General features: G+C 49.9%; 17 protein-coding genes and 1 pseudogene. 9 read left to right on the forward strand and 9 right to left on the reverse strand.

Annotated elements, in window-relative coordinates; genetic code table 11:
- Positions 1-123: 123 nt before the first annotated feature.
- Positions 124-276 (reverse strand): annotated as a pseudogene (locus PsAD37_RS27835) (NIPSNAP family protein); the annotation flags it as partial.
- A gap of 34 nt (positions 277-310) precedes the next feature.
- Positions 311-868 carry a hypothetical protein gene (locus PsAD37_RS20720; protein WP_063297755.1) on the reverse strand — a complete coding sequence of 186 codons (558 nt, stop codon included), beginning with the start codon at positions 866-868 and terminating at the stop codon, positions 311-313.
- Positions 869-1,408: 540 nt separating this feature from the next.
- Between PsAD37_RS20720 and PsAD37_RS20725 the strand changes: the two genes are divergently transcribed.
- From PsAD37_RS20725 to PsAD37_RS28940, 3 genes are all read left to right on the forward strand, one after another.
- Positions 1,409-1,684 carry a hypothetical protein gene (locus PsAD37_RS20725; protein ID WP_063286563.1) on the forward strand — a complete coding sequence of 92 codons (276 nt, stop codon included), beginning with the start codon at positions 1,409-1,411 and terminating at the stop codon, positions 1,682-1,684.
- Positions 1,685-2,215: 531 nt separating this feature from the next.
- Positions 2,216-2,656, forward strand: coding sequence for a hypothetical protein (locus PsAD37_RS28935; RefSeq protein ID WP_208992006.1), 441 nt, complete (start codon positions 2,216-2,218; stop codon positions 2,654-2,656).
- A 39-nt stretch (positions 2,657-2,695) separates the two neighbouring features.
- Positions 2,696-2,851: a hypothetical protein gene (locus tag PsAD37_RS28940; RefSeq protein WP_208992007.1), complete on the forward strand. Its 156-nt coding sequence runs from the start codon at positions 2,696-2,698 to the stop codon at positions 2,849-2,851.
- A 138-nt stretch (positions 2,852-2,989) separates the two neighbouring features.
- Here the strand turns inward: PsAD37_RS28940 and PsAD37_RS20735 are convergent, their stop codons facing one another.
- Entirely contained in the window at positions 2,990-4,018 is a 1,029-nt protein-coding gene (locus PsAD37_RS20735; protein ID WP_063297756.1) for an ornithine cyclodeaminase, read from the reverse strand.
- Between the two features lie 35 nt (positions 4,019-4,053).
- Positions 4,054-4,980, reverse strand: coding sequence for an arginase (gene rocF, locus PsAD37_RS20740; protein ID WP_063297757.1), 927 nt, complete (start codon positions 4,978-4,980; stop codon positions 4,054-4,056).
- A gap of 120 nt (positions 4,981-5,100) precedes the next feature.
- Here rocF and PsAD37_RS20745 point away from each other — a divergent pair, with 120 nt between their 5' ends.
- Positions 5,101-5,553 (forward strand): Lrp/AsnC family transcriptional regulator, encoded by a 453-nt coding sequence (locus PsAD37_RS20745; RefSeq protein ID WP_063297758.1) that lies wholly within the window; start codon positions 5,101-5,103, stop codon positions 5,551-5,553.
- A 109-nt stretch (positions 5,554-5,662) separates the two neighbouring features.
- Here PsAD37_RS20745 and PsAD37_RS20750 read toward each other — a convergent pair whose 3' ends face one another.
- Positions 5,663-6,571 carry a LysR family transcriptional regulator gene (locus PsAD37_RS20750; protein ID WP_063297759.1) on the reverse strand — a complete coding sequence of 303 codons (909 nt, stop codon included), beginning with the start codon at positions 6,569-6,571 and terminating at the stop codon, positions 5,663-5,665.
- Positions 6,572-6,647: 76 nt separating this feature from the next.
- On the opposite strand from PsAD37_RS20750, the gene PsAD37_RS20755 reads away from it, so the two are divergent.
- Complete coding sequence (locus PsAD37_RS20755) at positions 6,648-7,484, forward strand: nuclear transport factor 2 family protein (RefSeq protein ID WP_063297760.1); 837 nt, start codon at positions 6,648-6,650, stop codon at positions 7,482-7,484.
- A 110-nt stretch (positions 7,485-7,594) separates the two neighbouring features.
- On the opposite strand, the gene PsAD37_RS20760 is transcribed toward PsAD37_RS20755, so the two are convergent.
- On the reverse strand, positions 7,595-7,837 hold the full coding sequence (locus PsAD37_RS20760; RefSeq protein ID WP_063297761.1) for a YgjV family protein: 243 nt from the start codon (positions 7,835-7,837) through the stop codon (positions 7,595-7,597).
- Positions 7,837-8,565 (reverse strand): purine-nucleoside phosphorylase, encoded by a 729-nt coding sequence (gene deoD, locus PsAD37_RS20765; protein ID WP_084404319.1) that lies wholly within the window; start codon positions 8,563-8,565, stop codon positions 7,837-7,839. Before deoD ends, PsAD37_RS20760 begins: the two co-directional genes overlap by 1 nt.
- A 96-nt stretch (positions 8,566-8,661) precedes the next feature.
- Between deoD and PsAD37_RS20770 the strand changes: the two genes are divergently transcribed.
- The gene (locus PsAD37_RS20770; RefSeq protein ID WP_084408011.1) at positions 8,662-9,324 is read left to right on the forward strand and encodes a Crp/Fnr family transcriptional regulator; all 663 of its coding nucleotides are present in this window, start codon (positions 8,662-8,664) and stop codon (positions 9,322-9,324) included.
- A 5-nt stretch (positions 9,325-9,329) separates the two neighbouring features.
- On the opposite strand, the gene PsAD37_RS20775 is transcribed toward PsAD37_RS20770, so the two are convergent.
- Positions 9,330-11,030 (reverse strand): thiamine pyrophosphate-binding protein, encoded by a 1,701-nt coding sequence (locus tag PsAD37_RS20775; protein WP_063297764.1) that lies wholly within the window; start codon positions 11,028-11,030, stop codon positions 9,330-9,332.
- A gap of 311 nt (positions 11,031-11,341) precedes the next feature.
- Here PsAD37_RS20775 and PsAD37_RS20780 point away from each other — a divergent pair, with 311 nt between their 5' ends.
- Complete coding sequence (locus PsAD37_RS20780; RefSeq protein WP_063297765.1) at positions 11,342-12,013, forward strand: AraC family transcriptional regulator; 672 nt, start codon at positions 11,342-11,344, stop codon at positions 12,011-12,013.
- Positions 12,014-12,022: 9 nt separating this feature from the next.
- Here the strand turns inward: PsAD37_RS20780 and PsAD37_RS20785 are convergent, their stop codons facing one another.
- Positions 12,023-12,412, reverse strand: a complete 390-nt coding sequence (locus PsAD37_RS20785; RefSeq protein WP_063297766.1) for a VOC family protein — start codon at positions 12,410-12,412, stop codon at positions 12,023-12,025.
- 159 nt (positions 12,413-12,571) lie between these two features.
- Here PsAD37_RS20785 and PsAD37_RS20790 point away from each other — a divergent pair, with 159 nt between their 5' ends.
- A complete protein-coding gene (locus tag PsAD37_RS20790; protein WP_063297767.1) occupies positions 12,572-12,760 on the forward strand; it encodes a hypothetical protein in 189 nt (62 codons plus the stop codon).
- 11 nt (positions 12,761-12,771) lie between these two features.
- Positions 12,772-13,230, forward strand: coding sequence for a hypothetical protein (locus tag PsAD37_RS20795; protein WP_208992008.1), 459 nt, complete (start codon positions 12,772-12,774; stop codon positions 13,228-13,230).
- Positions 13,231-13,638 lie beyond the last annotated feature (408 nt).

The raw sequence follows: 13,638 nt of genomic DNA on the forward strand, positions 1-13,638 counted from the left end.
CCCCATCAGAACTTCAACCTGCCGTAACTTCACAACAATATCTTCAGGTTTGGGGCGCTTGATAGCCATCTATGGTCCTCCGGTTTCCTAACTATAGGCGTGGACCACTTCAAAGGGGGAGGCTCAATACCGGCGGATGCATTGTGTCTCTTCAGCATAAGCAAAGGCCTTCTGACAGTCTTCGTCTTCCATGCTGTCTTTGCGATACTGCTCATAGGCTGCGAGCGATGGAAATGAGAACAAAGCCAGCGCCAGATCATTTGCGCTTTCGTGAGGCCGTTGGGGCTAAGGGAGCAATCCTGTGCCTTGATCACCCGAAATTGAGTTGTGCGGTTGTGCGGAAGTAATCTCCGATGATGTTTTTGGTAAACCAGCCCCCCTGGTCAGTTGTTACGAATTTTGGGTAGCCGTCCTCGTCCAGTTCATCGGCGCTCATTGCTGAGATGAAACTCATAGCTTCAATGAGCATCTGTTTCCCTTCATGCAATAAGGGCTCTTTGGGCTGGTAGCTCTTGAGGTAGGGTAAGCACGACTCAGCAATGCCTTTGCCTTTGTCCCAAAGGCGGGAGTACGGCCAAAGTTGCTCGTTTAGGATGTCGAGAGACAGGCCATTTAGCAGTGCCAAGCATCCTCGTTCAAAAAGCCAGCAGTAGCGACGAGTTTCGGCATATTCGCGTTCATAGCTCACGGTCAGGTACTTCCAGTACTCGTGCTTTGAATATTCTGGGATGATGTAGACATTCATTGGCTCGTGTAGGTTTTCTTCGAAGTAATGCAAGATGTCTCGCCGCACCTCGTGCATTTCGCGCCACGTCATGGGTACCTTTGTTCCATCAAGATCAATGCGGAAAAGGATTGAATCAGTCATGCATGAGGTCGCTTTGTTCAATTGGAGCTTCGCAATCGCCAGGACTGGATATGATACCGGAGCTAGGTCGACATTAAAAGATTATGCTTTTGAGATTTTGGGATTGGAAGTCCTAGCAACAGGTTGTTCAAGTATAAGGTCTTGAACGAACGCTAGGTAATAAGCCCCTGTTTCCGGCGGCTTTAGCATCATTTCAGGATGATATTATTTTTCTATCCCACAATAACAGGTAATTATAGCCGCGCGACTCCCTTTAAATTTCAGCGATAATAAGAGGACGCAGTCTTATATCAGAGCGGGTATTCCAGCAAGTTTGCGCCTGAAGTTATAATTTGCTTCTAACGAGCATTTGGCGCCGTCGCCATGTTGTGCTTCTAACTTTTTGTGGTATCCATGCCGTCGATTTTCGGCATGTCAGAAGCTCAGTAACGTTCATTTTGAAGCAACCAAAATTGGCGCATTCAAGAGCACTGGCTTTGTCGCAAACGTGAAGCGATCAAATCATAAGAAGTGTCCCCCAAACAACGAAAGCTCTGCTTTATGAAAATGAAATCTGCGCCCCTCGTGCTGGCCTCAATCGCAATGCTCAGCCTTCTGGGCGCTTGTGGCTCAAGCGAACAAAGTAAGCGCGCCTTTATCTCTTTCAAAGCTTACGGTTCATGCTTGAAAGAGATCAAACCAAATGCACCTCAGGGGTTTCGTGCCGATGCTGGCCGTAGCGAAACATTTGAGTTTGATATCTATCGTCCAAAAGCAAAGTTAAGCTCTCGTGAGACAGCAAAAATGCGGGCTTGCTACAATCAGCGCAACAAGTGAGTGAGATGCATCCAGAGCCCGCATAGGTAAAGTGGCATGGGTGTAACTTGGTGAGAGCATGAAGAAAGACTGCTTTGGGCTCTCACTCACGATTGCCATGCTTGCCTTTAAACTCTGACTTCAATAACTGGCAGATTTGAGTTGCGGTTCAATTCGGAACTCTCCAGCAACGCCAAACTGAACAAACCAGCTTAGGTTTACTGAAATTAATTCAGTTATTCACGGTTTTAGGCGGGCGTGGTCCAGTTCGCGTCGCCTCTCATAAAGTCAAAGCCTTTCAGCTCCTTACTCATAAAAATGGCCAACAATGACTGCTTCTCATCCCCTATCTGGCAGAGTTGTTACTCAGGTGTCATGAGCGCTGTGATGAATAAAACAGGGGCGTTTCTGACTTGGCGCTAGTCTGATCCCATTACAAAAGCAACCAGCAGAATGGGATGCGCACTATGACTTCAGTTAGCTTGAGCAATTTCCAGAGTATGGCGATCGTTTCAGGGTCGTTTGGTCTCCTGGCTGGCTCTGCAAGGCAATTTGGAAACTCAAAAAGCGGCAGATCAGGGGGCGTTCCGCACTGCACTCCTGGACAAATATGGCGAAACGCTTGGAACACAAGCGTACGATCAGGCCTGCAACGCCTGCGGTTTCTCAGCTGGCCAAAACCACAGCCTGACATCAAAGCAGGTCGTAACTGGTGTTCACTATGCAGACGTAAAGTTGAATAGCGATCCACTCGCCGCGTTAATTTCCGGTCACGAAGTAACAACTGCAAAATATGCAACGTCCAGTTCTAACGACACAATACAAGATGAGGAAACTGCAGCGTTTATTTCGAAAGTCGAAGCAAAAGCAGCAGAGCCGGAAAACCATGACGTGGCGTCTGTGCTTCCGGCAAACCTGCTGGAGGGAGACTTCTCTGTCCCGGACATTGAGATCAGGCAGGCGGCCGTGGATACCCTTGATGTGATCACCTAGTTCATCGCACAAAAGTACACCCCTGAGATTGCAGAGACCGTGGAAGGCCGAATTGTGGAAGCCGAAGTGTTTGATAAGCTCCTTGCCGAACAGGTCGATCCAAACAACAGTGTTGAGCTGCGTGAAACCATCAGCCTCTTTATTGATGAGATCTGGCTTGAAGCAAAGAAAGTTCACATCGAGTCTATCCTGTAAATGATCAGGAAAAGCGTCGAGCTTCGGTTTTCAGCATTGCTCTGCACCTAAGCTAACCAAGCAAAAAAGAAGCGCCTGCTAGGTGGGCAGGCGCTTACAAACCCCGGGCAAGGGATAGTTTAACGATGACCGCTGCTCTTACTCGGCAGCTTGTTTAACTTCTAAAAGGCCAAAGAGATTGCGCGGATCAGCTGGTTCAGCAATCATCTCCAGGTCCTCAGTTGTTTCGTCCTGCTTCACCAGATCATAGATGTAGCGCAGGCCGGAAAAGTCCTCGATGGCGAAGCCAACAGAGTCGAACAAGGTGATGTCGCGCTCGGTGGTGCGGCCCTCAGCAGTGCCCGTAATCACTTCCCAAAGCTCAACAACCGGATAGTTATCATCCAGCTGCTGGATCTCGCCTTCAATGCGGGTCTGTTCCGGGTATTCAACGAAGATCTTGGAGCGCAGCAAAATGTCTTTGTGCAGCTCGGTCTTGCCAGGGCAGTCGCCACCAATCGCGTTGATGTGCACACCAGCCCCAACCATGTTGTCGGTCAGGATGGTCGCCTTCTGCTTATCCGCTGTCACCGTGGTGATGATATCCGCACCCGTGATTGCTTCTTCAGAGCTACGGCAGATGGTAATGGTAAAGCCTTTGCCATCAAGGTTTGCAGCACACTTCTCTGTTGCTTCTGCATCCGTATCAAACAGGCGCAAGTTGGTAATGCCCATCACCGCCTTAAACGCCAGCGCCTGAAACTCGGACTGAGCCCCATTGCCGATGATTGCCATCGTCTTGGAATCTGCTCGCGCCAGATGCTTTGCCGCCATAACGGAGGTGGCAGCGGTGCGCAGGGCAGTTAGAACAGTCATCTCGGACAGGAAAAACGGGTAGCCGGTGTCCACATCAGCAAGCATGCCAAATGCAGTCACAGTCTGCTTACCTTCCTTGGTGTTTTTCGGATGACCGTTTACATATTTGAAGCTGTACAGCTCCCCATCGCTGGTCGGCATCAGTTCGATAACGCCAACTTTGGAGTGGCTCGCAACACGAGGTGTTTTGTCAAACAGAGACCAGCGGCGGTAATCTTCCTCCACATACTCGGTCATGCCCTTCAAAACAGTCTCGACACCGTGTTTGTTGACCAAATCCAAAATTTTAGAAACGCTTACGAACTGGACCATATGGGGATACCTATCTTTTATTGTGTTGCTTGCGATCAGGCGCGGTTTGGATGGTCCAGCACCTGTTTGCCAAACAAACTGGAAACCAGATCCGCCATCAAAGTCGCTGTCCGGCCACGCACATCCAGGAATGGGTTCAGCTCAACCAGATCCACAGAAGTGACCAGCTGACTGTCGCAGAGCATTTCCATAATCAGATGCGCTTCACGGAAGGTCGCACCACCGGGAACAGTCGTGCCCACTGCTGGTGCAATGTCCGGGTCCAGAAAGTCCACATCAAAGCTCAGGTGCAGACGGCCATTGGCGGCCTTCACACGCTCCAGAAACTCATTGATCGGCTTGACTACACCGTTCTCATCAATCCGGCGCATGTCGTAGGTCTCAATGCCGGTTTTCTGCAGGGCAGCCCGCTCTGCATTGTCGACGGACCGCAAGCCCATCATGCAGATATTCTCTGGCTTGATCGTTGTGTTCAGCTCCGGATAATACCCCTCAAAACCGGAGAGACCACAAAAGTAAGCCGCGGGCGTGCCGTGCAGATTGCCGCTGGTCGTTGTGCTGAGATTATGGAAATCAGGATGCGCATCCAGCCAGAGCACAAACTGTTCTTCACCAGCTTCTGCCGCCGCACGGGCAATACCGCTGACAGTTCCCGCTGCCATGGAATGATCCCCACCAAGGAAGACGGGCAGATGACCTTCACGAATTTCCGTTAAAGCGACGTCATGGAGCTTCTCAGTCCAGCTGATTGTCTCACTCAAATGGTGGACAGCGCTGTTGGAATGAACTCGATCCCGACTTGCCTCTGGTAAAATGTTGCCTCGGTCTATAACGGAGTAGCCAAGTGCTTCCAGGGAGTCTTGCAGTCCGGCGGTTCGTAGAGCATCCGGGCCCATCAAGCAGCCCTGAATGTTGGTTCCTGTCTGTACAGGTGCCCCGACGAGCACAACGGTATTCTTCATTCCCACTTCCCGATTAAATCCGATATGGACTATTATCCTTGTGGAAGTGGCGGTAAAAAGCTGTCATTGTGATCAAAATGGTGGTCGCATTGGCCAGATTGGTAAATAAGGTTACGCACTTTGGATGATATAGATCAAAAAATCATCGCGACACTACGTAGAAATGCGCGTGCGAGTGTTTCTGATCTAGCCCTTGAGCTGAAGATTTCTCGCTCGACTGTGCGCTCGCGTATGGAGCGTTTGAAATCCGTTGGCGATATCCTCGGCTACACAGTCGTGCTGCGGGGCGATGTCTTTGAACAACCTGTTCGTGGCATTATGATGATCAAGATCGAGGGCAAAGGCACCCAGCGCATCGTCGATCACCTCAACAAGATGACCGAGGTCACTGCCTTGCATACAACAAACGGCAAGTGGGACCTGATCATGGAGCTGGGAACCGATACGCTCGTTCACTTCGATGATGTGCTGCGCCGCATCCGTCTGATTGATGGCATTTCTGCCAGCGAGACCAACCTCCTCCTCTCCACCAAACGCACCAACGAAGCCCGCCGCAACGTGTTGCTGGATTGAGGTCTCACCAAAAGCGTATCTCCGAAAAGTGGAAACCGATTTTCGGATAAAGATATGTAAAAACAAAGACCAAAGCAGTTCCTGTGTTTCAACTTAAATGCGAACTGCTTTAGGCTTTCAAGTTTACGCCTCTTGTTAGCTTGTCGCTCCAGAAAGAAAGTCTCGGATTAGATAATTGGCTTTCATGCACAAACAGAGCGAGACACATTGGCGGCACAGCCAAAGGGGGGCACGCAGTTGACAGACTGCCAAGGGAGCCGGATTGAAGCATTGAGGGAAGGCAGACAATCAGATCTGTACCTTTCAGAAGAACACCTAGACTATCAAAGTCAGAAACGCGTAGCGCGATGTTTCTCTTCAGGCCCTGCTCAGCTAACAGCTGATCAATCCCTGAGCTTCTGATCTCACCATGAGAAACCACTGCATGGTTTGCAGCGCAATATTCTGTTAAAGTTTGAGGCGCAGAACGCACAGAGCTGTCGTAGAAAACAGCCATTTCCATATCGACTAACTTACGTTGAACAATATCTCCACCCTCTTTCAAAAGAGTGGGGAACAACGCCAAGTCAACATTTCGGTTTCGTAGATTTTCGCGAACTTCCAGCCAGGACCCGGTCGAGCGCAGTTCCAGAGTCATGCCGGGTGCGAGTTTCCGAAGTTCATTGAACATCGGCTTGACCAGGAGATCCCGCTCCAATGCATTCGCTGCGATCTTGAGCGTCCCTACATCTTGCTCTGGTAAGTACGAAGCAGGCATGGCGAGAGTGTCGTAATCCCTCAAGATTCGGTGTGCAACCGGTAAGATCTGAAGCATCCGTTCTGTTGGCTCAATGCTATTGCCCACACGGATATAGAGTTGATCAGCCAAAGTCTTTCGAGCACGCTCCAGAGAGTAACTTAGCGAGGATTGCGTCATTCCCAGACGAGTAGCAGCGCGGGTTACGGAGCGGGTCTCATTCAACTCCACCAACTGCCTAAGGGTTGAGCCATCTAATGTAAGGTGATCGAAAATCTTCATAACCTGAATCTAATAGGTGTTATCGCTAGAACTCACAAGGCCGTCTATATCTCGACGTTTACATATGGAGCGTCCGATGAAATTTCTATCGAAACTGACAGCAGTCTGTTTGATCTTATTGTCTTCTGCTGGTCTTGCCGGTGAGTTGGAAAAAAACAACAAAGAACTGGTGCTAAATGCTCTGGCAAAAGTGTTCGACGCACAAAAGACTGAGCTGATTGAGACCTATTATCACCCGCAATACATACAGCACAGCCCAGAGGTTAAGGACGGTGTTGACGGTCTGAGCGAAGCGATCACGCAGATGCGGGAAAATGAAATTACCCCTGCGAGAGAAGTCGTGCGCGTTGTTGCTCAAGACAATCTTGTTGCGACGCAGTCACGCGTCACAATTGGTGAACACACAATGATTGTTGGAGATTTATTTCGTGTCCAGGACGGGAAAATCATAGAACATTGGGATGCGAGCCAGATTGAAACATCGAAATCAAAAACCGCCAATGGCAATTCGATGATTGATGGCGGAGGGAACCCGAATGCAGATGTTTCCGAGGCAGACCTTGCTCGGAATAAAGAAATGGCTACTGATTTCTTTGCTAAAGGCATTGCGGGTGATGTCGCGACTCTCAAAAGTCTTTTTGGTGAAGAGTATATTCAGCATAACCCGCAGGTTCCAAATGGGATTGAGCCAATCCTTGGGTTCTTCAAGAACAGTGACGGTAAACTCAGCAATGTCACCGTGCACCAAACCGTGTCTGAAGGGGACCTCACATTTGCTCTGGTAGAGTATGCGGACTGGGGGAATGCAGTGATCGAGATTGTTCGGCATGATGATGAGGGAAAGATCGTAGAACACTGGGATATCGTGCAGGAAATTCCGAAAGATTTCTCGCATGAAAACGGTATGTTCTAGATCCTGAAATATTTCGGCTATTGAGGGATGAAAAGAAAGAGCCGGAGGCGATGAAACGCTCTCCGGCTCTCAAGTTTACAATTACCTTGGCTTGATGGGAGGCGAGTGCCTTACGCTTCTGCTGGCGTAAGTGCTTGTTGTTGTTGCCTTCTCAGTTTTGCCAAGTGGTAAATGTTGATGAACACGCACATGCCGTTGAGCAAAACAACCGGGTAAGCATCAACTGCAACACCATAAATGGTGAACAGGATACAGCCGACCATATTGATTACACGAAGCCACAGGACGTTGCCCATCAGGAGGGAAGTCATCACAGTGATTGAGGCCAGATAGCCTACAAGTTCCATATTCATTATGCCGCAGCCATTTCTGGTGTTGTTGCATATGCAGTTTCCAGAGCCAGTTCCATCATCTGGTTAAAGCTGGTCTGGCGTTCTTCAGAAGAGGTTTCCTCAGCCGTGATCAGGTGATCGGACACGGTCAGCACGCACAGCGCTTTCACACGGAATTCCGCAGCAATTGCAAACAGAGCCGCAGCTTCCATTTCAATAGCCAGAACGCCCATTTTCTGCATCGCTGGCAGCAGTGCAGGGTTGGAGCCGTAGAACAGGTCACCGGAAAGGATGTTACCAAAGCGTGGCGACAGACCCAGGCCACCAGCAGCATCAGAACATGCCTTCAGCAATTCAAAATCAGGTGCAGCAGCATAGTCATAGCCAGCAAAGCGATCGCGGATCATTGCGGAGTTGGTGCTGGCGCTTGTCGCGACAATCAAATCACGCAGTTTCAGCTCTTCATCAACACCGCCACAGCTACCAACGCGAATGATTTGTTTCACGCCGTAGAAGTTGATCAGCTCATGTGCATAGATAGAGATGGATGGCATGCCCATACCATGTGCCATAACTGAGATTGGCTTACCCTTGTATTCACCAGTAAAACCAAGCACATTACGCACGTTTGTTACTTCGCGTACATTTTCCAGATAGGTTTCTGCAATATACTTTGCGCGAAGCGGATCACCCGGCATGAGGACTGTTTCAGCAAAGTCTCCAGTCTGGGCGTTGATATGCGGTGTCATCAGATTCTCCTATGCAGCTTGCAAGGAGAAGGGTAGAAATATCTCCGTTTCAAAAACAGGACAATTGTCCGTATCTCTGAATTAAATAATGCAAAAATGACAATTAAATCGCTCGCAGAAATTGGACATAAGGAAGTATTAGAATGGGTCAAAACTGGTCCGTTTCTTCTACGCCATATGGAGCCCGGAGATTACCTGCTCCGGCAAGGCCAAAACCTTGAACATCTGTACTGGATAGAGGATGGCTTCTGCACGGTCAGCTACACCGCAGCCAATGGGCGACGCTTCAGTCATGGCAGGTTCAATATCGAAGATCGCCTTTACGGTGAGATAGAGTTTCTGACGGGCAAACCTATCCAGTTTGATATCCGTTGCGATGGTCCGGTCAGCGTGCGCGTCATCCCAATTGCGGAGCTGGAAGCACTGTTGGTGCAACACCCTCATGTGGGCATCTGGCTCAGCCAATGTCTCGCCGACACCTATCAGGGGGTGATGGACCGGGTCACCTCGCACTTCATGTACCCGCTGGCCTACAACATCGCCAAAGACCTGCTGATGCGTGAACGCGGCAACAAACCGCCAATCCAGTTTGAGCGCGTCTTCCGCGAAGCCGAACGCTTTGGCTGCTCAGAACGCGTCTACCGCCGCGCCGTCAGCCAACTCATCGAGCACGGCTTGGTCGAAAAACGTGGCCGCGAACTCAAAGTCGCCAACCACACCAAACTCGAACGCTATCTGGCTGAAGAAGAAGAGCGGTAAGCCATTCAATGTCGCAGTGCTTCGCTGAATTTGACGTTGAACGAGGCGGAGTCCCAAGGGTCCAGAATGATACGGACAATGTTGACACCTTTGGGCTTATCTAGATTGTCTAGCAGTTCAGCCATGTCTTTTTCGGTGCGGACTACGAAACTGTTACAGGTTTGGCCCTCTACACCGCCAAATGCTGAGCCTAACTCCTCGTAGTTCCAGACGGGTGTGTTGTTATAGGAGCGTTCCTTTCCAGGATAGATCTGCCGCTCAGCCCCATAACCTTTGTTATCCAGAACAAAGAGAACGCAGTCAGTTTCATATTTGATCAGCGTTGAAAGCTCTTGTGTAGTCATATGGAAGGCACCATCGCCAGTGATCATATAACACCGTCGTCCTGATGCTTCCTTTGCAAAAATACCTCCGCAAAACAAAGCGAAGCCGGCTCCCAGTGATCCATAGTTTCCGCAACCATGAATATCGACACCAACAGGATACTCTGCCTGAGAGGCATTAATGTACCCGCCTGTATCTCCAAACATGACATCACCAGCTTTGGCATAATTTGCGAACTGAACAAACAGATGGTCGATTGTCAGATTTTTGTCCGTTGGATCAAACCTGTCGCTTCTTTGAAAGCTAAAGCGCCGCGCAGTCTTGGAAATTTCGAGTGTTCCAGCCTGATCATTTTTTGCCTCTTTGAGCAGGGCCGGCAAAAAGTCTCGCAAATAGACTTTATCATAGACATGATTGTTGATGAGGACTTGGTCAAAATCCATCCAGATGCAATCCTGCTCTTCGCCAAGCTTGCTGGTGAAAACACCGGTGTCGAATTCGTTAAGTGTCATGCCCGCGACAAGGGCCAAATCTGCCGTTTCAACAGTCGTCTTTGTCGCGTCGCAGCTCATGGCACCCATATACATGCCTGCCGCATTCGGATGACCTTCAAAAGCGGGAATTTTGCCAACAAATGTTGTCGCGACACTGGCATTGAGGCATTCAACAAGGCTCTTGGTTTCTTCAATCAGCTTCTCTCGCTGTAGTAGATGTCCCGTCACAACACTGCGGGTCTGTGAGCTGTTGAGCAAGCCAACTGTATGACACAAGGCAGCTTTCAGGTTCACCTGTGAGGATTGATTGAGCCAAAGATCAAGAGGTTCTGTTGGCTTTTCTACTTCAGCCAGTTGAAGATCGTAAGGAATTTCAAGATAAACAGGCTTTTTCCTTTGCATTGCTGTGCGGATGAGATCATCAATCTCAGCCGAAGCAGTCTCCAGCCGGGTTAATCGATGAGAAGCGGCTGTAATCGGACGAAAAGCCTCCAGACAAGCATCGAAATTAGTATCTATAACGTGGTGCAATTTGCGTGGTGTAGGGGTGGTCAGAACTTCAATTGTCGGGGTGCCTGCAATCACAATCATTGGTGTGCTGTCTGCAAATGAGCCACCCACCGCATTGGCAGTGCTAAGCGAACCAACACCATAGGTCACTGCAACAGCACCAAAGCCAGACATTTTGGAATACCCATCCGCTGCATATGCACCATTAAGTTCATTACAAACTAGAATATGCTCCACGCCATGATCTTGGTCGATCAGCTCATCAAATAAAGGCAGAACATAATCGCCCGGAATCCCGAAGACATGGTTGGCACCAACCTCTTTCAAACGAAGAAAGAGATAGGTAGAAACAGACACTTTCGTTGATTGAGATGACATGAAACGCTCCTCTTAAGCAGTTCCTTTCATTCTCGCATGAGATCTGAGTAAACCGCCTACTGGCTTGCATTTAGCGATACTGAGCGTTTCCATCCGCTTTAAAAAATTACTGCATTTCAGTCACTGAAATAACTTATTCGGCAATAAACAGCAGCACTTCATGCGGTGTATTCATGGTGCCGTTGTGTTCTTCCAAACACCTGGTGATCTCAGCCATGAGCTAACCAATCTTTGCAATTACAATTGAAGGAACACAGGCAGCATACTATGAATGAAGGAAGGCACCATCAAGCAAACAGAGGAGGGATAGTTTGCAGCACAATCACACATGCACGTCTCTGCCTGAAACGCTTGCCCAGATCTGGCATCATTCGGGTCAACTCGGTGTCTCCGACCCAATCCTGCCGGATGGGTGCAGAGATCTGATCGTCACGGAAGTGGAAGGCAAGCGCCCGTCGTGGCACGTGTCAGAGCTGTTCGATGAGCCTCACCAGACAGAACGAATAACTGTTAAGCGCATGGTCGGCTTTCGCCTGAAGCCGGGCACGCAGGTGAACGAGCAGGACCTGATCAAAGCGCTGAGCGTGCTGGGCTCCTGGGATGAAACCACCATCTGTAAATTGCTCGCAGACCACACCCGCCTCAACACCAGAGTCTCCGAAGCGCTGGGCTGTATCGCGGAGGAGCAATTGTCCATTGCCGCCTCCGCTGGAGCGTTGGGGGTGACGCTCAAAACCTTGCAGCGCACCTTGGCGCGCCACACCAGCCGTTCGCCTGTCTACTGGCGCCAGCTCGCCCGCATCCGCAAAACCGCGCGCGCTATTGAAACCGCAGAAGGTTGGGCTGATTTCGCCCTCGACAACGGCTTCTCCGATCAGGCGCATATGACCCGCGAGTTCCAGCGCTGGTTCGGCACCTCGCCCATGCAATTCGCTGCAAATTCCGGCTTCAAACGACAGGCTCAGTCCATCGCGTTTGGGTGAGCCTCAGCCTCAAGCCGGGGCCGTCACTGGCGAGCAAATCTCAATCAGAAAGCCGTTCATGTCCTTCACGTAGGATGTTGTCTGCCCCCATGGCTCGTCTTTGACCTCCTGCACAAGCTCAGCACCAGCTGCCAATGCTTTTGCAAGGTTGCCAGCCACATCTTCAGTCTGGAATGCAATCTCAAAGCACGGATTGCTCGCATCCGCCTGCGATGGGTTTTTGCCAAGGTTTTTCATCAACTCGATGGAGGAGAAGGACAGTGTCGTCTCACCAGTTTTCACTTCGCCATAATCCCCTCCCTCAGTGATCAAACCGGCCTCTACATCAAACGCCTTGCAATAAAAGTCGATGGTCTCACGAGGGCTCTCAACGTACAGAATAACGTATTTCAAATGCATGGATTTCCTCCTGTTTTCATGAGGATGACCCTAGTCAAGCACGGTGCCCACGTATTGAAAAAAAGCGATAATTTCATCGCCTGCACTCTGATCTATCTTGGATGCAAAGCAGAGGGAATCTGCTAGTCTCCCTCAGGTTCCTGCCAGCGAGGCTGTCTCATGCGCAATTTCCGTAAAGTCCTGTACGTGCTCATCACCTGCTTCATCAGCATCTATGGTGCCTACTTCGCCTACACATCGTTTTATGAAGGCACGCTGTTCAACGTCATCGCTGGCGCGCTGATCTGTACGGTTGGCATCATAGGCCTTTACGGCACATTTAGCAGCAAAACGCAGGATTCAGAGTAAGGGGAGGGATGATGAGCAATCTAGCAGAATACAAGGCAAAATCAGGCCGTTTCGAACCAGTTTGGACAATCGAAATCCAAACGCTGGAGGAGGACACTGACCGAATATTGGATGCCGTCATGCAAGTGCACCCGCTCAGCTTTGGACGCTACCAGCGCAACGCCAGTATTTCGGCAGTTGGCAAGGAAACAGCACAGCCAGAGTCAAACTCAACCACTACAACCCACATTGAGGGCTTTCAGGCTGGCATGACAGAAACCTACCCCATGGTAGAGCTCAAAATCTCTATTGAGCGCGACCCGAAAGTGCTCGAAAAAGTCATGGACGCCATAATCTACGCCCACCACTACGAAGAACCCGTCATCTTCCTTCGTGAAGACTGGGCCAGCCGCGCCGCCTACAACCCCAACAGCACCAACCCAAACCGCTGGTGGAACAACGGCAAAGGCATGCCGGAAAAGATGGAGTGAGGGGCGTGGGGAAGTGCAGATAGCTTGCGTTTACGTTGAAATATGATTTATTTTATCTGGCCTTAACATGTAGTTAGGCTGTTGATTTGATAGTGCGTGTAACGGGAGTAACACCATCATGGAAATGCCAAGATCGGTAAAGTTGTTTGAGCAATTATGCTTAGGTTCATTGTTACTAGGTATTCTATTAGCTGCTCTGCAAATCAATGAAATGAAACTGCAGGCTGCATGTGAATCGGCATGCAAAATTGACCCGGTTAGGTGGGTTATGAGCGTTTAAGATTGACCCACCTGTTTGTTAGGATCCGTGCATTTAGCGCGGGGCATGAACGGGTGATATTGATGGAAAGTGCAGCCAAGATCCGCCGTCTTGTTTTACGGGATGGTCGAAGTGTCCGGTCGGTCAAT

Source organism: Pseudovibrio sp. Ad37 (assembly GCF_001623075.1).
Lineage (GTDB): Bacteria > Pseudomonadota > Alphaproteobacteria > Rhizobiales > Stappiaceae > Pseudovibrio.